This window comes from Micromonospora sp. NPDC049257 (genome assembly GCF_040678915.1).
Lineage (GTDB): Bacteria > Actinomycetota > Actinomycetes > Mycobacteriales > Micromonosporaceae > Micromonospora > Micromonospora antibiotica.
Genome location: NZ_JBFAQU010000006.1, coordinates 246,599 through 267,663, shown reverse-complemented (window position 1 = coordinate 267,663; position 21,065 = coordinate 246,599). Strand labels below are relative to the sequence as shown.

Here is a 21,065-nt window from a genome sequence, read left to right as displayed (position 1 = left end):
CCGACGCGGTGGCCGGGCGCAGCACACCGCCGCGTCGATCAGGTCCGCCGGCGCACCGAAGTTGCGATCCTCGCCCGACGCGGTGGCCGGGCGCAGCACACCGCCGCGTCGATCAGGTCCGCCGGCGCACCGAAGTTGCGATCCTCGCCCGACGCGGTGGCCGGGCGCAGCTGGAGCAGATCGCCGACTTCCTCGGCGTGCCGGTGACGTTGCGATCCTCGCCCGACGCGGTGGCCGGGCGCAGCTTGTGGCCGGCCGGCGTCGCCCTGGTCCTCACGCACGCCGTTGCGATCCTCGCCCGACGCGGTGGCCGGGCGCAGCCCCTCCTCTCTACGGGCGGGAGCCCCGGGCGGCGGGGTTGCGATCCTCGCCCGACGCAGTGGCCGGGCGCAGCCTGCCGAAGCCCGCCCACGGACCCACCGACTTCATCGGTTGCGATCCTCGCCCGACGCGGTGGCCGGGCGCAGCCCTGGACAACGCGCTGTCGGTCGACCCGACCGGCCGCCAGTTGCGATCCTCGCCCGACGCGGTGGCCGGGCGCAGCGCCCTGGCCCTGGTCGCCGGAGCCACCGGGTGGCGGCCGTTGCGATCCTCGCCCGACGCAGTGGCCGGGCGCAGCCCGTCGAGACCAACGCCCCCCGCAACCGGGTCACGTGGTTGCGATCCTCGCCCGACGCGGTGGCCGGGCGCAGCCACGCACTGCGTCAGCTGGGCGTGCTGCACGCCGATGTTGCGATCCTCGCCCGACGCGGTGGCCGGGCGCAGCCCGAGTGCACCACCGTGTGCGCCGCAGCCTCCTTGGCGTTGCGATCCTCGCCCGACGCGGTGGCCGGGCGCAGCTCGACGAGCTGGCCGACCAGGCGTCACAGGCCGCCGCGTTGCGATCCTCGCCCGACGCGGTGGCCGGGCGCAGCTGTCGCCGACGATGCCCACCGCGAGGGGTGACAGCCCGTTGCGATCCTCGCCCGACGCGGTGGCCGGGCGCAGCGCGTACTCGGCGTCGTCGACCTCGATCTCCTTGTCGGGGTTGCGATCCTCGCCCGACGCGGTGGCCGGGCGCAGCCGTCGTGGGCGAGGTCCGATTGGGACAGCAGGAACATGTTGCGATCCTCGCCCGACGCGGTGGCCGGGCGCAGCTTCTACCCGGCCACGCGCCGGTTGACCTTCCCGATGTTGCGATCCTCGCCCGACGCGGTGGCCGGGCGCAGCGTCATGGGCAGCTCCTAGGACTCGATCAGCCAGGCGGTGTTGCGATCCTCGCCCGACGCGGTGGCCGGGCGCAGCCGGGTCACCGCCGGTATCCGCGCGGCGCTCGACGCGGTTGCGATCCTCGCCCGACGCGGTGGCCGGGCGCAGCCTGCGCGCCCTCGTTACCCCGCAGATCACCGCCGTTGTTGCGATCCTCGCCCGACGCGGTGGCCGGGCGCAGCCCCCGGAGGAAGCCGTACGCGGGGATCTCGACGGTGTTGCGATCCTCGCCCGACGCGGTGGCCGGGCGCAGCCCGTCGACCGGGACCGGCCGGGACATCCCGTCGTACTCGTTGCGATCCTCGCCCGACGCGGTGGCCGGGCGCAGCTGGAGTTAGGGGTTGAGCGAAGGCGCTCCCTCAAGATCGTTGCGATCCTCGCCCGACGCGGTGGCCGGGCGCAGCGATAACTGTCATGATCGGGTGCCTGACCGATATGCCGGTTGCGATCCTCGCCCGACGCGGTGGCCGGGCGCAGCGAGGTGTGCCCGCCGGCGCTGCTGGACAAGCTGGCGGAGTTGCGATCCTCGCCCGACGCGGTGGCCGGGCGCAGCTCGCCGTCGGGAATAGTGATCGGCTCGATGCGATCCACGTTGCGATCCTCGCCCGACGCGGTGGCCGGGCGCAGCAGCTCACGAACAGCGAATATAGCAATCCAACGATGCTTCATCGACTTGACCGTGGTCCGTTTTGTTCATCTGATCCAGATCAGACCCCTCGGAACATTCCGGGGTTCCGGCGTCTACTGGAGGTTCCTAGATCATTAACGCTTCGCACGGGTTGATGGGACGAACCTCAAAGGTCAGCCCGATGTTCAACCACAGAGAATCATCCCACCGCTTACAGCCGGAGGGCATCTCGGGTTTCGAGGGGCGGCATGGCGGTTATCGAAAGTAGCGACCCCAACACTGTCGCCGTCTGTCGAAAATTGGCACTGAGCTGCCCAGACATGCCCGCGCAATGATCGCTCCCTGTCACTGCTTGTCACCCGGCTATGTGGGTTTTCGGGGGGTAAAAGCGGGGTGGCCGATAGCGCGTTGCCACGATCCATCGGCCCCTGCTCAGGGTCGGGCACCATCGACACATCGACGACCAGCGTCCACCCTCATCGCGACCCGTCCGCGACCGGCAGGGGTTCGTATCGGCGGGGAGATCAATACCGAAACCCCACCGCCACAGTGCATCGACGACGACGTAGCTATCGAACGGTGACGGTCTGCTCGTCCAAGGCTGTCATGATTTGCTCGACCAGGCGTTCACCCATGCGGGGCGCGTGGACGGCGGCGATCGAGGTCAGTTTTCGGCGGCCTGCCTTGCGTAACCCGGCCGGGCCGCCGCAGCGCGACAGCAACTCCAGGACCGCCTTGTGGTGGACTTTCGGGCCGAGGACGCGTTCCAGGGCGGGGTGGATCTGGGTGAGCAGGCCCCGGATGCGGTTGGACACGCGGGTGGCTTCGCCAGCGAGATCGTCGTCGAAGCCGACGAGGACTTCCAACTCGGCCAGAGCCTCGTCGCCGACGTCGACCCGGCGCAGGGTGTGCGGCAGGGTGCGGGCCGCGTCAGCGATGACGTAGGTGTCGCGGGCGTCGGTCTTCGCCGAACCGGGGTGCAGGTCGGCGATGCGGCGCATCGCCAGTCCGGGCAGGTAGGCCACTTGATGACCACATGCGCGAGCCACCGCGACCGGCAGGGCACCGATCGAGGCGGGCTGGTCGACCACCACCAAGACCGTGCCATGGCGGGCCAGCTTGTCGAACAGCTGCCGCAGCCGGGCCTCGGTGTTCGGCAACGGCGCGTCGTGCAGCCGCTTGCCGTCCGGGCCCAACCCGACCGCGTGGTGACCTTCTTTGCCGACGTCCAAGCCGAGGTAGACGCCGTATCCGTCGTGCACCACACCCGCCTCCACGCATCGCTTCGTGGCCTCGGCCGCAGTCAGGGCGTCGGACTGCCGGCAGCCACGTTACGAAGAGACCTACCCCGAACACGGGATGGCCGTATCCCTATCAGCGGTCCGCCGACGCCACCCGACCCGGCGACAGCACCCCCCGGATCATGAGAACGACAGGGGCAGGAAGTCATACCGGGCCGGGCGACCGAGGGTCCCCGGCTGGGGACGACCAAAAATAGGTAACCGGGGGGTAAACGGGGGGCCGCCCGGCACCGTCGTGAGCCAGCTGGCTACGTCAACGTAGCGAACCCGACCGCCGCCCTGATGATGTCCGCTCGGTCTCCCGAGTCAGAGCCTCGAAGAGCGATGGTGGCTACGATAACTGCACCGGCCACCGGTGCGCCGACCACGATGAGGGTGGCCCAGGGGAACGGGTTTGACTGCACAGTTTGGCTCTCCACAACGGTCTCCTACGGTTCTTGACCGAGCTGGAGACGCGCAGGACTCAGCTCGGCCGCCTATGGGCCAATTACTGAGGTCCTGCTCCGACTAGCAGAAGCCCTTTACTGCTCTAACACACGCGCTCTATGTAGGTACCGCAATGTACGCGACTCGTGTTCCCGTCTGGCAAATTTATAGGCGGCTCATCCGGTAGTCGGATCCGGAGTTCGCCGTGAAGCATCGTCAGACGGCCAGACGGCCACCCCGAGGGGTGGACACTTGCCGGACAGCATATCCGGTCACCGCAGCCCCTGGGTGCCGGGGTTGCGTGAGACCAATGCTCTACAGGTGTAGCCCACCCCGGGCGAAGATGATCGATCACGTTGACGCCCAACACGCTGGACCCATCGGTCGGAACCAGTCCACCGCGGCGGACCTCGTCGACATCGACGAGACGGCCAGCGGCGACCGCCACGAGATCGCCCGAGAAACGAGACTTCACACACGACGGTCAACTCCTGCGATCATGCAGGGATGTTGCCGCCCCCGGGAGCTTCGGGAAGCCCCATCGCCGCCAAGGACTCCTTCGACGTCCCGGTCTTCACACGCTGGTCAGGCCCGGATCTCAAACCGGCACGTCGACCTATGCCCTCGCGGGTTGCCAGCGTATGGCGTCCTTGGCCAGGCGATGGGTCGCAAATCCCGGCCAGCGGCGACTATCTCGTCACCACAACCTGGCGGGATGTTCTCGACGCGGCGCTGTCGGTGGGCAGGGATCCGACAGCATGGCTCACCGCCGTACCGGCACTTGCTTGGTCCGAGATCGTGGCTCGCAGATCGCCGCTGGTCGCTTATCTGTGTCGCAGCGAGATTCTGTCCGCAGGTACGCTTGCCCGGCACATCGTCGAGCCGAACGTTATCTACACAAGCGGTACGGAGGACACAGCCCAGTCCGCGTTCGGATATCGCATCGGGATGACGATGGCAGAGTGGGCCTGCCGTGGACTGATGGGCCTGGGGCCGACGCTACATGCGGAGGCTCGGGCCCCACTTGGGCATGGACCTGCGTGGACCCCGTCGCTCGGCCTGCCAGACCTCATCGGATATCACCCCGCGACCGGGCTCCCCTGGATCGTCGAGGCTAAAGGAGGACGCCGGCTCGGTCTACCTCGTCTACGCGAAGGCGCGGCGCAACTCTGCCGACCCGACCTGATGACGGGGCCACACGTCAAAGTCCTGTGCGGCACCAGCCTCACCGATCGATTGTTCATGACAATCGATGTCGAGAATCATGACCCAGGGATGTCCCTACAGCCGGGGCAGGCCGAGGCCGCAGAGACCGACCGAATTCTCATGCTGGCGCAGTCACGCATGTTGACATACTTCTCGCTGCGGGCGTTGCCGACGGATTCACTTCGGGTTCTTCCGATCGGACCGGGTGTCGAGGATCGGCGCAGCCGGCGCGGCAGCGCCGCAACGGTCACGCTCCTCGAGGACGACGAATCCACACAGGTGGAGCGTCGGCGAGCCCGCCAAGATCCGAGCTATCTACAACGACCTGGCGAGCATCGGCTCGACATGCTCACCGGCGCCGTACCCGGCACGGACCTCGTCCTCGGCATGTCCCGGCGCTTGTACGCTGCGTGCGAAGAACTCGCGCTGCAACAGGAGCAGATCGCGGTGATGGTGGACCAGGAAATTCCGCGCCCACGCCGGGACCAGGCTGACGATGTCGCTGATCAGATCAATGCCGCACGGAGGCAGCTGCTCTACCAGGAGGTGGGCAGGTCCGAGGCACGATACCGTACGCGCGAAGCGTTCGAATCGGCGCAGAGCCGCAACTGGTGGTCGCTGATCGACCGTCCAGCGCGACTCACCCCAGAACCAGAACAGAATGTACTGGAAGCGGCGACCGAGGACACCTACCTGGCCCTGGACGCGCGAACAGCCGAGCTGGCCATGCCGCGCGAGGTTTGACCTTCGCCCGGCGAGCGAGGTGGGCAGGTCAAAGACGTCGCCCCCAGGGCAGGCAAGGTCGTCTCAGATGAGACTCTCCCGTTCGCTAAGGGACCTTGACAGCATAGCCAATCGGCGCTGGTCCCCGGTCGCCGCGCAAGCAGTTCAGCTCCTCATGCCGGTTCGCGATTATGGTGCAGGGCTTCCCGGTGCGTCCGTAACGCTTACGCCATGAACATCCGGTGCCGCCCTCTGTGCGCTCCGGGGGCGCTGCACTACGTCAAGTGGCCCCGGATGGACATGAGTTCGACCGGCCCCAGAGCAGGACATCGGGGCCTCGACAACCACTTCAACAACTCCGGGCGCGGCAACCCTGCAGGGCGCTGGCGTCTCCGATGACCGCAGAATCTCGCGCTCTTGCTGCCCTGCGCAACGCGGCCGTGGTGGTTGAGAAGATGGTCTTCCTCAAGTACATGAACCACGACCGCAACATCTTCGGCAAGCTCGCCCCTGTGCGCCGGGGCGCGGCGACTCTCCGGCTGATACGGCCTTGAGCTGGGCTTTCACCGGTGGCTGAGGTGGTCTTAAGTCTGGCGTGGAGAACCCTCGCTGCATACTTGGACCGCGACTTGCTCACATTGGCGATGCACAACGGACAGTTCATCAGACAGTGCCCGCATGATGTCCGTAGTCGGATCTTCGGTGGAGGCGTCCGAGCGATGTGGGACCGTACAGCTTGCCTCCGCGACAGCCTCGCCTACCGGTGAGAGCGCGCCTAGCAGCACATCCGGCAACCCCGTGGACTGAGGAAGGGTGAGCGCAGATGCCCTGGCTTGGGGCACAGGGTGAGACTCCACCTCATGGTCACTTGCCGGATAGATTCGAGGTGCCGGCCCGTACCGCCAGGTCAAGGCGGCGGGTTCCCGGGGACTGCCATCCCCGGGGCCGCCTTGATGGGTCGCGTCTCGCCACATGTCCATGCCAACGAACTGTCAGGAGAAACTATGCAACTCACGAACACGGTAGCCCCTGCTACTACCAAGTTCCAGCCCAACAGCACGAAGGGCACGGAAGATACCCTGATCAGCGCCCTGATGATCATCACGGTAGTCTCCATCGGCGCGTTGCTGTGGATCGTGCTGGCCAGCGGCCCCGAGCTGGGCAGCACGGCCATGATTGCTATCCCCGCGATCGCCACGATCGCCGGTAGCGCCGTGGGCGGGATCGTGCTTGTTCTGCGCAAGCGGCCCCCGCGCAGCCGGGGGTAGCTCGGCACTGTCCAGGTGTCCGGACAAGGCCGACGGCCCTTGAACATGGACATGTCCAGGTGTCCGGACAGCTTGGACACTCGAGCAACCCGGCCCCGGACCTGTCCACGGGCTGTCCGGACACCTCGACAACGCGGCCTAGCCCCGGACAGGGAACGGCGCTGACAAGGGGAGGCAGCGCGGCATGACCTAGTTCAGAGCGTCCATGTGGTGATCAGGAACCCGCCATTCGTGGACAACCTCACGGACACGATCAATAGGCGGCCCGGACAACTCGAGCAGTGTCCGGGCTCGCCTTGTCCAACCTGCCCGGGTGTCCAACCGGCTCGGTGTCCTTGCTGTCCACGGACGACAGGACACGGGAGCGGCGGACACGCAGCGCCTCCGCGACCCGGACACGGGACACCCACGTCCCGACAGCTCCAGCCGTGTCCGGGCGTCCATGGGCATGGCGTCCAGGGGTACCCCGCACAGGTCCAACTCAGTCACGATCTCATCCCGACCCCGAGGCATCCGCCATTCTCCAGCCGGGGTTGGGGGCTGCTCCACGTATGGCATCACGCCACCGCCCGGCGGGAAGCGGCCGACATCCGGGAGCGGCGCGGCGTGACCCACTCCCGGCGGAACGGCTACGCCGCGATCCGATTCCCGCAGCCGTCAGCGGCGGATGTGGAGTTCTCCCAGTAGCTGTCCAAGCAGGCCAAGCTCGGTGGAGTGAGGCCCTGGTAAGGCCGGGAGTGCCGGGGAAGCCACCTGCACCGTTTCCGAGCCGACGCTCGATGCAGAGTTCGATACGCACCTCGACGAGCTCGGCATTGGCCCAGCCGTACGCAGCAGATGGCCCGGCCCGCGACGGTGTGCGCCGGCACGCATGGCCCGGCTCGTCAGGGGTGTCCCGCGATCAGTGGCGTGACCCGGTCGAGGCGTTTGTCGGCAGGCTTGGCGACACCCACGCGCATCACGCTTCCTGAGGACGGCACGACGAAGCCGCCGCGCTTCTACGGGCGGCTTCGTCGTGCCAGGTGATGAGCATCACCAGTCCCCAGCTCAGCTGGGAGCTGACTGTCGGGCGGGTGACACCTTGTGGCGTGTCGGCGTCAACCGCCCCTAACGTCCGGGCATGGCTGATAGCGACGACTTGATCAACGGCTACTGGGCTGCGGTGCGCAAGGACCACAGCGACACCGAAACCAACGACTACGTCAACCTGCGCACAGCTATCGGGCTGAGGGTCGCGTGGACCGGGTCCCGGTACTGTGTAGCAGCCGATTACCCGACGGGCGTGGTGCTGCTTCGGATGCTCGAGTCGGGCAATGAGAGTTTGGTCCATCGGCGGATGCTCGAGGTACTGCGCGGCATGCGGTGAGTGGTCACCTGTTGATCGTCGGATCGCCATCGCATCGGCTCATGCCTAGCTGTGAGCTCCGGTTGGTGGTCCATCGGCTATGAGAGCGTTGGCTGACGGTTGATGATCCACTGCTGTCGTCCCACTGTCCACACAAGGCACCGACGCCGGAAAGAAGATCCTCGGCCGCAAACGCGGCATTGTCACCGACACCCTCGGCCCACTCCTCGCCGCCACCGTCACCGCCGCCAACCCCAGCGACAACACCATCGGCATGGAGCTGCTCGCCCCCTCACTCTGGACCACAAGCCTGGCGGATGTGCGGCCCGCAGATGTCGGTGCCTCGTGAGAGCATGCCGGGGTGCGCTACCGGTACGAGGACCTCGGCGACCGCGAGTTCCAGCAACTCATTCAGGCGCTGCTGGCTCACTCGCTGGGGTCGACCATGCAGGCAATGCCCATCGGTAAGGCTGACGGCGGGCGAGATGCCCTGCACGGTACTAGCGTCTACCAGGTCAAGTTCACCATCGCCCCACACAAGGTCAAAGATCCAGTCACTTGGCTAATCGATGCACTCGACGGCGAGACAGAGAAGATCATCGCCCTCGTGGAGAGGGGCGCGAGGACCTACTACCTGATCACCAACGTCGAGGGCACAGGGAACCTCGACACCGGGACCGTCGACCGGCTGAGCCAAGCGCTGGCGGATCGATCAAGGGCGTGGTCGATCGAGATCCTACCCTGGTGGCGGGAGACCATCGATGCTCAGGTGAGCGCTGCTCCCAACCACCTTCTTCGCCCGTTCATCCGGATTCTTCCACCCGACCAGATCCTGGCGCTGACAAAGCTCGACGGCTCCTCGGACGCTCGCCGCCGGGACCAGATCCTCCTCGCCTACCTGCGCGACCGGTACGCCTTCGATGACCCGATTCGGTTTGGCGAAGTGGACCTGATCGGCCCGACGGTCGACAAGCTATTCGTCGACGTGCCCGTGGCAAGCCGGGAAGCCGGCAGCGCCCCGTATCGGCTGATGGAACAGCTGGGTACCGCCGATGTCGAGGAGGTTGGCCGCAAGGCCGGCCACGGCCCTGGCCACTGGCAGACCGGGGCCTCCTTCCTGCTGCTACACGCTGCGTGGCGCGGCAACGCCTTGATCGTCGGTGGTCCGGGACAGGGCAAGACGACGCTGTTGCAATTCGTTTGCCAGGTCTATCGGTCCCTGCATCTCGACGACGGCAGGTACCTCAAGTCCGCCAAGGGCATTCGGCCACACGTGGTCCGGATTCCGTTTCGCGTAGAGCTTCGCGAGTACGGCGCGTGGCTGACCAGAGTGGCAAAGCGGCGGAAGAAGGATCCTTCCGCAAGCGAAGCCTTAGAGGAGTACCTCGCTTGGCATGTCGGCGAACATAGCGGCCGCCGGTTCACCACCGACGACCTCGCCGAGCTGTTAGCCGAGCATCCAGTCCTACTAGCTCTCGATGGGCTGGACGAGGTCGCTGACCTCAAGACACGCGAGCGGGTCGCCGATCAGATCGGGCGCACCGCGACACGGCTCGCCGGACCAGACTTTGACGTCGTCATTGCTGTCACCACCCGGCCGGGTGCTAGCGGTGCCCTCGAGCAACTAGGCCCACGGTTTCCACACCTACTTATGCAGCGGCTCACCAAGCGGCTGCAACTTGCCTATCTGCGCCGCTGGGCTGAGCAGAGCGAGCTAGATACCGTCGCGACCGATGCGCTATGGCGCCAGTTCATCTCCAACCTGCACCTTCCGCATGTGGCAGAGCTAGCGTCCAGCCCGATGCAGATGGCGATCCTGCTGCACCTGCTGCAGCGCCGCCGGATCCTTCCGGAACAGCGCACCGAACTGTACGCCGATTACGTCAAGGTGTTCTTCGATCGGGAAAGTCCCAAAGAACCGATCGTGGACGCGCACCGCAAGCTGGTCTTGGCCCTGCACCGGTTCCTCGCCTGGCACCTGCAATCCGCAGCCGAGCGCGGTGCGAGCAGCGGCGGCATCCCCCTTGCCGATCTCAGAATGCTGATCGGCGAGTTCCTGACCGCTTACGACGAAAGTAGCCCAGACCTAACGACCCTGTTCACCTCGGTGACCTCTCGGGTGGTGTGCCTGGTGCAGCGAGCATCCGGCGTCATCGAGTTCGAGGTGCAGCCGCTACAGGAGTACTTTGCCGCCAGCTACCTCGCAGAACGAGCGCAACCACGTGGAAGGGGGACGAAAGATGCTCGCCTCAGCGAGCTAATCAAGCGGCCCTACTGGTCTAACGTCCTACGGTTCTTCGTTGGCATGTGGAGCGAGGCAGAGCTCAAGGGCCTGCCAACGATAGTCCGGGAGGTACGCGCCGAGACACCGTTCGACGTACTGCCGCTCACCGCTGCAATCCTACTGCAACTGCTGCGTGATCAGGTCTACCAAGGCCTGACGGCCGTCGCAGTGCGGGGCGCGGTCGAGGCCGCCCTTGAGGGCCCGCAATGTCTCCTCGCCACCGACGGCCTCATTGACGACACCGGTGAACCGGTACGTCTCTCTCAAGGCCCTGCCTCGCAAGTGGTCACTTACACCCGCGAACGTCTGCTCAAAGAGAGCGTCCCAGCGCTCCGCGAAGCCCTGGCCGTCCTGCTGCGTACCCACGACACACTCCATGCTGCTCGCCAGTGGTGGTGGAGCCCGGAGGTGCGGCAGCCCACCATGGCATGGCTTAGAACTGCGGCCCACCTCGGCGCACTAAGCCAGCTCACCACAGCAGATGCCGAGCATCTCATCGCCTGTGTCGAGCAAGAGCAGAACTCCGGGCTGCGCGCGGCGGTTCTCCCGCTGCTGATTGCCGCCAACAGCGACATCAGCTCGGGTCCGCTGATTCGCCTGTGTCTCGACGACCTGGCCGACCGCTACCAGTTCGATCCGGCACGCTCCAGCAACGACAAGCCGAAGCGGCCACTGTCCGAGCTAGTGCGCCACGCCCACCCCGAGCACTTCTACGACCACCGACGTGCCGGTCTACGCCCCAGTGCCGCAGGATGCGCCACGGCTCGACAACAGCGCCATCACCCGACCGCTGGGCCGATGAACTGTGCAGACATCGTTGCGAGCCTCGCCGCGGCTCACCAGAACGGGGACTGGCGCGCCGAGGACTCGTGGCGCCAGCTATTTCAGGTTCTCACTGCCGCGTTCGGTGACAGCTGGCTGCTGCGCGAGGCCATTGTCGCCACGCCGGACAGCATCAGCTTCCTCCCGAGCAAACCACAGATAGGGGCAGGGGCGACAGTCAACGGCGTCGCCGCCTGGCTAAGACAGGCAGGTCATCACAATGCCGACGTCGGCTGGTGGACTCGCCAGCGTCCGCCAGCCACCGACCCCTCGCCGCCCGGACTTGGCTCTGTGCTTTGACGTTGCGCGCGAAGGCTCAGGTGGTCGCCGCCTGCATCAATACCGCCGACGAACTGCTTTTAGCAATGTCGCCAGAGCACACCGCAAGCGTCCTCGCGACCGTGCACCGATTCTGCTCGCAGACCGCGCCACGACGACTTGACCTTCACACGCAGCTCCACAGCCGCAGGGTCCGGCCAAGCCCCATCGCCGCCCTGCTGCTCTACGAGGTGGCGTTCGACACCACACGTCCCGAGCTCGCCCGCATCGTTCTGGAGGATCTACCCGCAGTGCTGAGGCTGCGCGAGGACGTAACACGACTAGCGCTCGAACTCATGGACGAGCACCAAAGCCGGCCGCCGAAGCAGACCGTGTTCGCCGGCACGCGACCCTTCGTCCCACCAGGCACGCTGTACCCCAGCCTCAGGGTCGGCCCCGTGACCGCAGGGTTCGCCCGCAGGGTCTTGGCTAGTCCCGAGCAGTGGCCGGTTGATGTAGTCTTGGGGGCTACGCGAACACTGGCTTCGGCACTATCCTCTCAGCCACCGCTTGCCGAGATCGCGGCCGCCGACGGTTGGTTCGACGATGACTGACCCTGTCACCCCGCTATCCTGCCGATCCCATGGCCTTTATGCCGTCAATTTCCAGGGGCAGCAATCTGCGCAAGGGTCGCGCAGCGCGGCACCTACAGCTCAGCGATCCAGCAGCACCGGATGCGGTCAACTGGTGATCGGCACCATCGACTCGGCCGGCACCCGTCGTTGCCGGTACTGCAAGCCCTTTAGCGTAGGTCGTACGGATCCGCCGCCGGCAGTAGGGGTACCCTGCGCTCCGACGACGGTCGACTTCGACGTGACCAACACCAAGGGCCCCGCTGGAGTACGAGGGTGGCTCTTGGGCGGAGCTGCCGGCCCTTGGCGGAGAGAGAGTCCACAGTGCGTGTGAGCCGGATTGTGATCAAGAACTTCCGCAACTTCCGGGACCTAGTAATCGATCCCTTCCCCGCCAATGCGGCCATCGTCGGTGAAAACCCGCCGTCGCCAGAAAGACATCGCCTGACGATCCCCAGACGGGTAAAAAACGCCTGGCACACCCACCAGGCCCGACAAGGCAAGACGGCTATCGTTCAGCTTTCGCCCACCGGTGCCAGATGGCCAACCCCCGGCAAAACGGGGAATCTCAGCGGCCTACTTCTCGCCACATTAGTCACTCGCCCTACCTATCCCTGCCTCATTTGGCGTCTTGTTTGCCTGCCCTCGCCTTGCGCACCTTGAGCATGGGTAGGTAGAACACAGGCATGCCCAGGCGATTGGTCATCGTTGCAAGGAACTCTCGAAAAAACGGCGTAACGTGAACAAGCGCGCTCGTCGATCCGAAGCTTTCTATCTCTTCCTCGCTTGGCTCAAGCTCACCATGGACATCGTAAAGTGCCGCCATTGAGACATCAATATTGACCACAACCTGACCTTCAGAATTGTTGAAGGTGTGGTGCGCGTTGATGGAATAGGTCAAGAGCTTCCCGTTGCCGTCATAAGTCGGCTCGATCGTTATGGTTGACGCAACCTCACCAGGCTTGTCGTGGTCAGCGTCTCCACGCTTAACGCTACACTCATCTAATACGATAGCGCGAAGTTCGAGCGCGTCAACGAACGTCGCGTTGGATGGGGACAATGCTCTCTCCAAGCTATACGGAAATCTCAGCCGAGTCCGGCTTGGTCTGCCAGTTATGGCCTGCCGTACGTGCGCGAAGAGAGGCACCTGACCTTCTCAGCGCAGCAACACGTACTCGACCGGCGTAGGTAGGCATGCCGTGTGGAACACACCCAAGGATGTCGTCCGTCGGCACGAACATGGGCACCTGCATTACACCGTCGGTCGTCAGGAAGAGCTGCTGGTAGACATCGAAATCTCCACGCTGCTGATCCTGCTCGCGGCGGCGACGCTCACGCCGAGACGTGATCTCAAGCGCCTTTCGCCCCTTTACAAACGGTATAGCGCGAAGCGAAATATCGTATCCCATTGCGTGCATGAACCGAGCCAACGTGGCTACGTGAACGTTTCCGTCGCCATTTAGGACCTGAGAAACCCGCCCTTCCGTTATTTGGAGGCGGGACGCGATTTCCTTGGCAGATAGGCCTGACTCACCCTTGGCCGAAAGGAAGAGTCTTATCACTTGAAGCGCAAACCGTGCAGCCGACAGCCCTTGGGCTCCAGCGGAAGTAGCTTGCCGCTGCTCGAACATGGATGGCTCGCCGGCACCCTTATACGTCATGACTCAAATCCTCCTCTCTGACTTTAAACGAGGTTGCTATGTCGTTTGGCAGTGCTTTTGGGCCCATTTTTGGGAAGGCGAAGCCAAGGCGAATTTCTGGATCGAAGTCCGGAAACCACCAAAATTCATCGTCGTTGACGGCTTCGTCGCGATCTCTGATCTTGGCCTTTGGGGTATAGCTGCCGTCGCCTGGCGTGTCGTAGAAGGAAAGCCTCTTCGCGCCGATTTTGAATTCCCAAATTCCGTCTCGAAGGTAATTGACGGCGTGCGTGTAGGGCGGCAGCCCATCGTCGGCGAGGATTTGGCACCATACGAGCAGCTTGTCACAGTCGCCGATTTGGGCATCGTCAGGCATGCCAGAAAGATCCGGATCTTCAATCCAGACCCCCTCGGCAAGTTGATCAAGGAACGCTGCGGCTGGCGATGTCACCCCGTCCTCCCTGACGGCGCACTCCACGGTGCAGTACTCCCCTTGCGCGACCATCCTGCGCCTCGCTTTAGTCAACTGTAAACCCCTCGGCTCGGTTCTGCCGCCGTTTCGATTGCTGAGAGTTGCTGTCGATGTGCAGTACGTCAAGGCGTGCACTGGCCCGTGAAGGTAGTAGTTATACCCACGCTCCGTGATCCCTGCATGCTCAGTCGGGTTCTAGCCAGGCGAGCCATGATCTGGGAGGAGTGCAGGGAGTGAGACTTGGCAGGTCCCTTTACGCTGACCAGCTTGCGATTGGAAGGACTGCTTAAGGTGACGGCATACCTTCTGGCTTCTAGATGACGCAACAACCGACGTATCCGGCAAGGCAGCCCTACCGCGTGGAGTACATCAACCCGGGCAACATCGTTTCGCTTGGGATTCCGCCGGGAAGGTGGAGGCTGGGGTCATACGATCCGGCACCTGCACCGCATGATCCGGGCCGCCCTTCAGGATGCGGTGGTCGACGGGCTCATTGCGGAGAACCCGGCTCGCAACCTGCGGCTGGCCCACCGGTACCGCCCACGGTTCACCCCTCTGACCGGAGAAGAGGCCAAGCTACTGCTCAAGACCGATCGCGGGGATCGCCTTTATGCCCTCTACGCGGTCGCGCTCGCCCTCGGCCTTCGACGTGGTGAGGCGTTAGTACTGCAACGGCAGTAGGCGAATCGTCTTCGGGTCGGGTTCGTTGGTCTGCCTGTGGCGGATGTTGATGTTGATCGTTGGCGTAGGGAGTTGGACCGGCTGCATGCCCGGATTGGGCCTCGGTTTCGCCGGTCGGAGCCGCGTCGGCGGGCACGGCAGTACCTGTGTGGGCTGGTCTCCGGCCTGGGTCGTAAGAACGGCTGGACCTTGGCGGAGCAGGCCGGGGATGTGTCGCCGGACGGGATGCAGCGGTTGTTGCGGTGGGCGGACTGAGACGTCGACGCCGTCCGGGACGATGTGCGCGACTACGTGGTCGAGTATCTCGGTGACCCGGCGGGGGTGTTGATCGTCGATGACACCGGGTTCCTGAAGAAGGGCGTCCGGTCGGCGGGGGTGCAGCGTCAGTACTCCGGCACGGCTGGTCGGACGGAGAACTGCCAGGTCGGGGTGTTCCTTGCCTACCGCTCAGCGAAGGGTCACGCCTTGATCGACCGGCAGCTGTACCTGCCTGCGTCGTGGACCGATGACCGGGACCGGTGCCGGGCCGCCGGGATCCCCGACGAGGTGGAGTTCGCCACGAAGGTGCAGATGGCCCGCACCATGCTCGCCCGTGCCCTGGACGCGGGGGTGCCGGTGGGGTGGGTGACGATGGACGAGGCATACGGGCAGTCGAAGTCCCTGCGGGTGTGGCTGGAACACCGGGATGTGGCTTATGTGGTCGCGACCCGCCGCAACGACGACATGATCACCACCACCATGGGAACGGCCCGTGCTGACCAACTCGTTGCCGCCCTGCCCGCTCGGGCGTGCTGCCGGCTCTCGGCCGGCGCCGGCGCGCACGGCCGGGCCTGCTGCACCGATAGGTGGCATCTGAGATGGCTTGCCCTGGTGGCGGGTCTGCAGCTCACTGACGAAGGGCGGGCTGCTGTAGCAGCTGACCAAGCGGGTCCTGGAGCTGCTCTCACCGGTGAGATCACCGACCACCTGCTACGGCAAGGGCGACCCGGCCGGGAACAACGGTGGGAACTCCCGCAACGGGGTGCGGGGCAAGACGGTGTTGACCGAGGTCGGCCTGCGGATCGCGGTGCCCCACGACCGCGACCTGGGCGTCCTCTTGGACCGCCGCATCGACGCTATTCGGCCAGGCAGCGAGTCACTACCCAGGCGCCCCCAGGTTTAAAAATTTAGCTTGCAAAGACTAGGTTTTTAAACTAACATGGTTAGTAGAGAGTTCGAGTGGCGGGGAGGTCAAGTGGCTGTCGCGGATGACGAGTACGAGGAATACGAAACGACTTACAGCTCCTGGCAGGAGCTTCGGGATGACGTGGACGCCAATGGCGGCGTGCTGCGCGTGAGCATGTGGAGCCTTCGTGAGATAACCGGCTTGACCCGACTCAAGGTCCACGTCGTGGCTCGCATCAGTGAGGCGCTCACCGATGTGGGGCTTGCACACCTGCCCATTGACCTGCCACGCAATCAGAACGAGTACGTCGTCGTGTATAGGGCGACGAGCGAGGCAGCTGCGATCATCAATGCGGTGCGAAACGGGTCTAGCAGCGAGGCGGCCGAACGGGCGCTGCGGAAGGTCAACACTTCGGACACCATCCAGGTTGACCGGAAGAACGAGACCAAGCTCGACGAGCTCGCCGCCAAGGTAGACGAGTTGGAGAACTTGCTGAAGGACTTTCGTGATGTCCTCGCAGCCTGAGCGATCCCCGTCACCGACCGGACTGAGCAGGGGCCCGAAAACGCCGAAGAATCCTGGCCTCACGTAGGGTCGCCTACCTCACCGCGGACAGCCAGCCCGAAGCCCACGCCCGCCCCGCGCGTCATCCCCTGGTTCCATGAAGGGAACCGGCGACGAGTCCCGGAGACGACCAGGACCAGGACGACAGCCCCGATCCTCCCAGTGGTCTTCCACCACGTGACGTCTCACCGTCGACCGATCGCGGCCGGACGGGGCGAAGTTGCCAAACGGAATCCGTCAGGCTTTCCGGGTGGCTACCGCTATTGATCGCCGCGCTCCGATGCCATCCACGCTCGCTTCCATGGCTGTTACGTCGCAGGGGCAAGTGTCGTTGCGGCTGCACATCAGCGCTGGGCTACGATGATTCGCCGACTGAGGTATGAGGGGCTTTCATGATCCACTGGCCGTCGGCTACGCGCGACCCGGCACGGTTCGAGCGCGCGATGAAGATGCTCATCAAGAAGGTCGACCCTCAAGCGCAAGGCGTCGATGGCACCGGGGGCGACCGGTGGCCGCGACAGCTACACCCACACACGCTATCTCTCCGGGGATGGCATGCGGGTCTACGAGGTGAAGTCCTTCACGGGCCGAATGACCGGGTCACGGCGGTCGCAGACCAAGAAGTCGCTAGCCAATGCCGTCAGGAGGCACTCGCCATCGGAGTGGTTCCTCATCGTCCCACTTGAGTTCTCGCCAGCGGAGATTGTCTGGTGGGAGAGTCTGGAAGCCCAATACCCGGACGTCAGACTGGACCGGCGGTGCATCGACTGGCTCGACGATCAGTTCAACCAGGACGAGGGCCTGCGCCGCTTCCTCGAAGGCGAGGAGTACCAAGTCAGCCAGCGTCTCGCTGAGCTCAGTATGGAGCAGGCTGGGATGGTCAACGGCATACCTGACTTGTTCCGCCGACAGCGAATCCTTCACACGCGGGCCTCCGAGCTGGCACCTCGACGGTGGGATTGGAAGATCTCAGTTGGTGAGAACTACGAACGGGTCGAGGTCACGCCCCGACCCGGCAACGACGCAACCTTCACCGTGCGCGGCAAGTTCGCGTTCACAGCCGACGACACCGCAGCTGCCGCCGTCCAGCAAAGCTGGCTGGACGCGGTTGCATTCGGAGGCTCGGTGACCGTTGAGGAGCGTTTCGTCGAAGACGTGACGGTGGTGCTCCCGGAGGACCTGCAGGCCTTATTTCCTCCCGACTCCGGGCCGGGAACGGTTCAGTTCAGCTCGCCGCAGGCCGAGCTGGCGACCCCAGTACTGCTCCACCTGGTCGCCGAGGACAGCAACGGCAACCAGGTGAGTCGCCTTCCAATCAGCTTTACCACTCACCTCGCCGGCTCCATGGGCGCGACAATCGTCGGCACCGACGTGTCCCGCACGGTGACCGCTCACCTGCAGATGAGCTACCAGATGCCACCAGCCGAGAGGGTAGACGATGGCTGGCAGGCTCTGGTTGGGCAGTTGAAGCTTGGATGGGCGAGTCCGGCCGGACAATTACCGTCGACGCTGCGCCCGATGGCCGAGATAGTCAAGGCATGCGTTGTTGACGGGGCATCGCTGCACGTCTGGTCCGGCAGGCAGCGGTTGGTTCATCTACCAACTCCGATGATGGCCGACTTGGCCAATGTTGCTGACCTCGTCCTGCTGCTCGACGACCTCCAGGAGCACTTAGGGCTGACAGAGCCGATACCAGATGATCTGACAGAAGTAGATGCTCTGACGCTCGCGATGGCCTGGTCGGTTCTGTCGACAGGTCAAGGAAGCTGGCCGAATGCGGTCCTCGAACGAACTGTGACCGCCGACGGCGTCATCGCCTTCATGGAACACCCGCTCTGGTCTGCCGAGCCCGGCGAGCTCGTGCTGACACAGCCTAGTCTCGTCGTCGGCGGCGCCGGCATGCAGCTAGACCTCGGTCCTGTCGAGGTCCGCTTCCCCCGCGTCGTTGTGGAGAATCGAGCTGAAGTCGAGGCTGCAGGCCGCATCGGTGCCTCGGTTGTCGTACGGTTCGTGTCCTCCGACGGTGCGACGCCCGTGGTCAGATCGCTGTCAGCGGACCCGCCAGTCAGGCCCGCGTGACTGAAACTGTCACCTATCGGTCCAGCAGACCCTTGGTCGTGCATCGGACGAGGTTCAGGCCAACATCGGCTAACGCCTCCTCGTCAGCGTGGGGTCTGACTTCCAATCCGAGGTCCGGATTTGTAATCCCTTGGTGTCAGCGCTCGTCGGCGGATGTGGCCCACACGCCATGCCGAAACCCAGCTCCACCACTCCCGACGACCAGCCTCAGCCGGTCCCGGTCGGGTTGCTCCTCCCCCACACCCGCACAGGGCGAACGCACAGCCCGGAAGTGCCGGACTGGCACGGACTATCCCCGAACCATCTCGCCTACCTCATCCGCCGGTATACCGACGCCGGAGATGTAGTCCTCGACCTCGACGCGCACCCCGCCGCCCTGGCCGCGACCACCTACCTGCACCGGATACCAGCCCAACTACTCACCGACCCCCACGGTCTGCGCTTGTGGCCTTCACCTTCCGCAGGTCCGAACTCTGGCGTTCCTCACCCGGCCGATCGGGGTGTCGACCTGATCCTGGCGGTGCTACCCCGGACGACCGAGGGGGACTCCCCCGATGACCCGACGACCGCGATGAGCACCTGGCGGCTACTGCTGCGCCCCGGTGGGTTCCTGATCGCCGGACTCACCACCACACCACCCCCGCCCGGCAGGTTCAGCTACCGCGCGACGGTCATCGCCGCAGCCCGCGCCGCCGGCCTCTTCTACCACCAGCACATACCCGCCCTCCTCGTCCCGCTCCCCGAGCACGAACCGCGCACCACCCCGCAGCGCCCCGACGAAGGCGACGACCGACGGCGGCTGCTCGCTGGCCGGCACCTTCCGACGTTCCGGGACCTGGTCGTGTTCGGGACTACCGCCACCGGTGAGGAGAACGCCCATGCCTGAGCCTCGTCCGTCGCAACGGGCCACCGGCCTGCACAACTCCGAACCGCCGTACCCTGACGGGCCCGATCTGGTGGCCCTGCTCGCCGAGGGCTACCTCGGCACGGTCTGGCTCACCGGCCAACACCCGTCCCGCGACCTACGACGCGGCCGGTACACCCCCGAGTCACTGACCCACCCCGGCAAAATGCTGCCCACCATCGCCCGGTACGCCATCCGCACCTACACCAACCCCGGCGACGTGGTCCTCGACCCCATGGCCGGCATCGGCACCACCGTCATCGAAGCCATGCACCTCGGCCGCCACGGCGTCGGCGTCGAGTACGAAGCCGAATGGGTCGCCAAAGCAGCCGACAACATCCATCACGCCCTCAAAGCTGGTGCGCGAGGTCGGGGCGAGATCTACCACGGAGACTCCACCGCCCTACCGGCCCTGCTGCCGGCCAGCCTGCACGGACAAGTCTCCCTGGTGATCACCTCACCGCCCTACGGGCCGTCCACCCACGGCCACGTCCGCACACCAGGCCCGAGACGCGGACAGGTCCGCAAGATCAACCACCGGTACGGCAGCAGCAACAACCTCGCCTACCGCACCCCCGGCCAACTCGCCGACGGGTTCACCGCGATCCTCACCGGCTGCCGCCAACTCCTGCGGCCCGGCGGACACGTCACCGCCCGCCCCTACCGCCGCCACGGCGAACTCGTCGACATCCCCGGCATGGTCGCCGCCGCAGGCACCAACGCCGGCCTCGAACTCGTCGAGGAGTGCATCGCCCTCATCTGCGGCGTCCGCGACGGCCGGATCATCCCCCGCGCCTCGTTCTTCCAGCAGAAGAACATCCGCGACGCCATCGCCACCGGCGACCCGCAATGGCTCCTGCAACACGAAGACGTGGCAGTCCTTCGCGCGCCGCTGAACTCCGCCCCACACGATGCCGCGAGCTGGTTTGTGCGCAACACGGCGCACGCTAACCAGCTTGATGACTTCACCCAGCAACGCGTGGATCGACGTGCACAGGCGGTGCCCGCCGGAAACGCCAGTCCCGGCGGCAGCGCCATCGATCCCCGGTCCCGCCCGGACCGGGACGATGAAAGGACACCCGATCCGTGCCCGCCCCATCTGCACCCCACGCCAGGGGACGTACGACGCGCCCCCATCGACCGCCGGTGGTCCGACGATCCCCCCAGGCCACACCCCCAGCCCGGCTCACCCACCACGACGGGCCCGCAGTGAACACCCCGGCCGCCGAGTGGCGACCCGACCCCCTCCTGACCATCGACGACGTCGCGGCCTGGCTGGGCAAGCCGAAGAACACCCTCTACGCCTGGCACAGCCGAGGCAAGGGACCACGCGCCATCCGCGTCGGCAACACCCTGCGCTACCGACGCAGCGAGATCGAACGCTGGCTCGACGCCCACACCGACCCGGAGCGCTGAGCC

The 21,065-nt window shown here is 65.4% G+C and carries 15 protein-coding genes, 3 pseudogenes and 1 CRISPR repeat array; of the genes and pseudogenes, 15 read left to right on the top strand and 3 right to left on the bottom strand.

Features of this window, described 5'->3' with window-relative positions; translation table 11 throughout:
• Positions 1 to 60 precede the first annotated feature (60 nt).
• Positions 61 to 1,876: a CRISPR direct-repeat array (repeat unit 37 nt; unit sequence GTTGCGATCCTCGCCCGACGCGGTGGCCGGGCGCAGC).
• 575 nt (positions 1,877 to 2,451) lie between these two features.
• Positions 2,452 to 3,138: pseudogene (locus tag AB0K25_RS12995) on the bottom strand (IS110 family transposase); the annotation flags it as partial.
• Positions 3,139 to 4,110: 972 nt separating this feature from the next.
• Between AB0K25_RS12995 and AB0K25_RS12990 the strand changes: the two are divergent.
• From AB0K25_RS12990 to AB0K25_RS12960, 7 genes and pseudogenes are all read left to right on the top strand, one after another.
• A complete protein-coding gene (locus AB0K25_RS12990; RefSeq protein WP_363820196.1) occupies positions 4,111 to 5,553 on the top strand; it encodes a hypothetical protein in 1,443 nt (480 codons plus the stop codon).
• A 374-nt stretch (positions 5,554 to 5,927) separates the two neighbouring features.
• The gene (locus AB0K25_RS12985; protein ID WP_363820193.1) at positions 5,928 to 6,086 is read left to right on the top strand and encodes a hypothetical protein; all 159 of its coding nucleotides are present in this window, start codon (positions 5,928 to 5,930) and stop codon (positions 6,084 to 6,086) included.
• A 540-nt stretch (positions 6,087 to 6,626) separates the two neighbouring features.
• Positions 6,627 to 6,800 (top strand): hypothetical protein, encoded by a 174-nt coding sequence (locus AB0K25_RS12980; RefSeq protein WP_363820190.1) that lies wholly within the window; start codon positions 6,627 to 6,629, stop codon positions 6,798 to 6,800.
• A 1,120-nt stretch (positions 6,801 to 7,920) separates the two neighbouring features.
• The gene (locus tag AB0K25_RS12975; RefSeq protein WP_363820187.1) at positions 7,921 to 8,166 is read left to right on the top strand and encodes a hypothetical protein; all 246 of its coding nucleotides are present in this window, start codon (positions 7,921 to 7,923) and stop codon (positions 8,164 to 8,166) included.
• Between the two features lie 133 nt (positions 8,167 to 8,299).
• Positions 8,300 to 8,398, top strand: a pseudogene (locus AB0K25_RS12970) (IS5/IS1182 family transposase); the annotation flags it as partial.
• 108 nt (positions 8,399 to 8,506) lie between these two features.
• Positions 8,507 to 11,551 (top strand): hypothetical protein, encoded by a 3,045-nt coding sequence (locus AB0K25_RS12965; RefSeq protein WP_363820184.1) that lies wholly within the window; start codon positions 8,507 to 8,509, stop codon positions 11,549 to 11,551.
• Positions 11,548 to 12,123, top strand: a complete 576-nt coding sequence (locus AB0K25_RS12960) for a hypothetical protein (RefSeq protein WP_363820181.1) — start codon at positions 11,548 to 11,550, stop codon at positions 12,121 to 12,123. The genes AB0K25_RS12965 and AB0K25_RS12960 overlap by 4 nt, the downstream gene beginning before the upstream one ends.
• Before the next feature lie 637 nt (positions 12,124 to 12,760).
• On the opposite strand, the gene AB0K25_RS12955 is transcribed toward AB0K25_RS12960, so the two are convergent.
• The gene (locus AB0K25_RS12955) at positions 12,761 to 13,201 is read right to left on the bottom strand and encodes a hypothetical protein (protein WP_363820178.1); all 441 of its coding nucleotides are present in this window, start codon (positions 13,199 to 13,201) and stop codon (positions 12,761 to 12,763) included.
• A gap of 139 nt (positions 13,202 to 13,340) precedes the next feature.
• On the opposite strand from AB0K25_RS12955, the gene AB0K25_RS12950 reads away from it, so the two are divergent.
• Complete coding sequence (locus AB0K25_RS12950; protein WP_363820175.1) at positions 13,341 to 13,604, top strand: hypothetical protein; 264 nt, start codon at positions 13,341 to 13,343, stop codon at positions 13,602 to 13,604.
• Between the two features lie 187 nt (positions 13,605 to 13,791).
• Here the strand turns inward: AB0K25_RS12950 and AB0K25_RS12945 are convergent, their stop codons facing one another.
• Complete coding sequence (locus tag AB0K25_RS12945; RefSeq protein WP_363820172.1) at positions 13,792 to 14,232, bottom strand: hypothetical protein; 441 nt, start codon at positions 14,230 to 14,232, stop codon at positions 13,792 to 13,794.
• Positions 14,233 to 14,703: 471 nt separating this feature from the next.
• Between AB0K25_RS12945 and AB0K25_RS12940 the strand changes: the two genes are divergently transcribed.
• The 7 genes and pseudogenes from AB0K25_RS12940 (at position 14,704) to AB0K25_RS12910 (ending at position 21,062) form a co-directional block, all read left to right on the top strand.
• The gene (locus AB0K25_RS12940; protein ID WP_363820169.1) at positions 14,704 to 14,934 is read left to right on the top strand and encodes a hypothetical protein; all 231 of its coding nucleotides are present in this window, start codon (positions 14,704 to 14,706) and stop codon (positions 14,932 to 14,934) included.
• A 72-nt stretch (positions 14,935 to 15,006) separates the two neighbouring features.
• Positions 15,007 to 15,759 (top strand): annotated as a pseudogene (locus AB0K25_RS12935) (IS701 family transposase); the annotation flags it as partial.
• 373 nt (positions 15,760 to 16,132) lie between these two features.
• Complete coding sequence (locus AB0K25_RS12930; protein ID WP_363820167.1) at positions 16,133 to 16,624, top strand: hypothetical protein; 492 nt, start codon at positions 16,133 to 16,135, stop codon at positions 16,622 to 16,624.
• Positions 16,625 to 17,218: 594 nt separating this feature from the next.
• Positions 17,219 to 18,742, top strand: a complete 1,524-nt coding sequence (locus AB0K25_RS12925; RefSeq protein ID WP_363820164.1) for a hypothetical protein — start codon at positions 17,219 to 17,221, stop codon at positions 18,740 to 18,742.
• A gap of 169 nt (positions 18,743 to 18,911) precedes the next feature.
• Positions 18,912 to 19,628, top strand: coding sequence for a hypothetical protein (locus tag AB0K25_RS12920; protein ID WP_219467884.1), 717 nt, complete (start codon positions 18,912 to 18,914; stop codon positions 19,626 to 19,628).
• Positions 19,621 to 20,859 carry a DNA methyltransferase gene (locus AB0K25_RS12915; protein WP_363820161.1) on the top strand — a complete coding sequence of 413 codons (1,239 nt, stop codon included), beginning with the start codon at positions 19,621 to 19,623 and terminating at the stop codon, positions 20,857 to 20,859. The genes AB0K25_RS12920 and AB0K25_RS12915 overlap by 8 nt, the downstream gene beginning before the upstream one ends.
• Entirely contained in the window at positions 20,856 to 21,062 is a 207-nt protein-coding gene (locus AB0K25_RS12910) for a helix-turn-helix domain-containing protein (RefSeq protein ID WP_219467878.1), read from the top strand. The genes AB0K25_RS12915 and AB0K25_RS12910 overlap by 4 nt, the downstream gene beginning before the upstream one ends.
• Positions 21,063 to 21,065 lie beyond the last annotated feature (3 nt).

Excerpts from the sequence above, each read along its gene's own strand:
- AB0K25_RS12940 (WP_363820169.1), top strand. The coding sequence starts at position 14,704 with ATGATCCGGGCCGCCCTTCAGGATGCGGTGGTCGACGGGCTCATTGCG.
- AB0K25_RS12930 (WP_363820167.1), top strand. The coding sequence starts at position 16,133 with ATGGTTAGTAGAGAGTTCGAGTGGCGGGGAGGTCAAGTGGCTGTCGCG.
- AB0K25_RS12920 (WP_219467884.1), top strand. The coding sequence starts at position 18,912 with ATGCCGAAACCCAGCTCCACCACTCCCGACGACCAGCCTCAGCCGGTC.
- AB0K25_RS12980 (WP_363820190.1), top strand. The coding sequence starts at position 6,627 with ATGATCATCACGGTAGTCTCCATCGGCGCGTTGCTGTGGATCGTGCTG.
- AB0K25_RS12915 (WP_363820161.1), top strand. The coding sequence starts at position 19,621 with ATGCCTGAGCCTCGTCCGTCGCAACGGGCCACCGGCCTGCACAACTCC.
- AB0K25_RS12925 (WP_363820164.1), top strand. The coding sequence starts at position 17,219 with ATGCGGGTCTACGAGGTGAAGTCCTTCACGGGCCGAATGACCGGGTCA.
- AB0K25_RS12975 (WP_363820187.1), top strand. The coding sequence starts at position 7,921 with ATGGCTGATAGCGACGACTTGATCAACGGCTACTGGGCTGCGGTGCGC.
- AB0K25_RS12990 (WP_363820196.1), top strand. The coding sequence starts at position 4,111 with ATGTTGCCGCCCCCGGGAGCTTCGGGAAGCCCCATCGCCGCCAAGGAC.
- AB0K25_RS12985 (WP_363820193.1), top strand. The coding sequence starts at position 5,928 with ATGACCGCAGAATCTCGCGCTCTTGCTGCCCTGCGCAACGCGGCCGTG.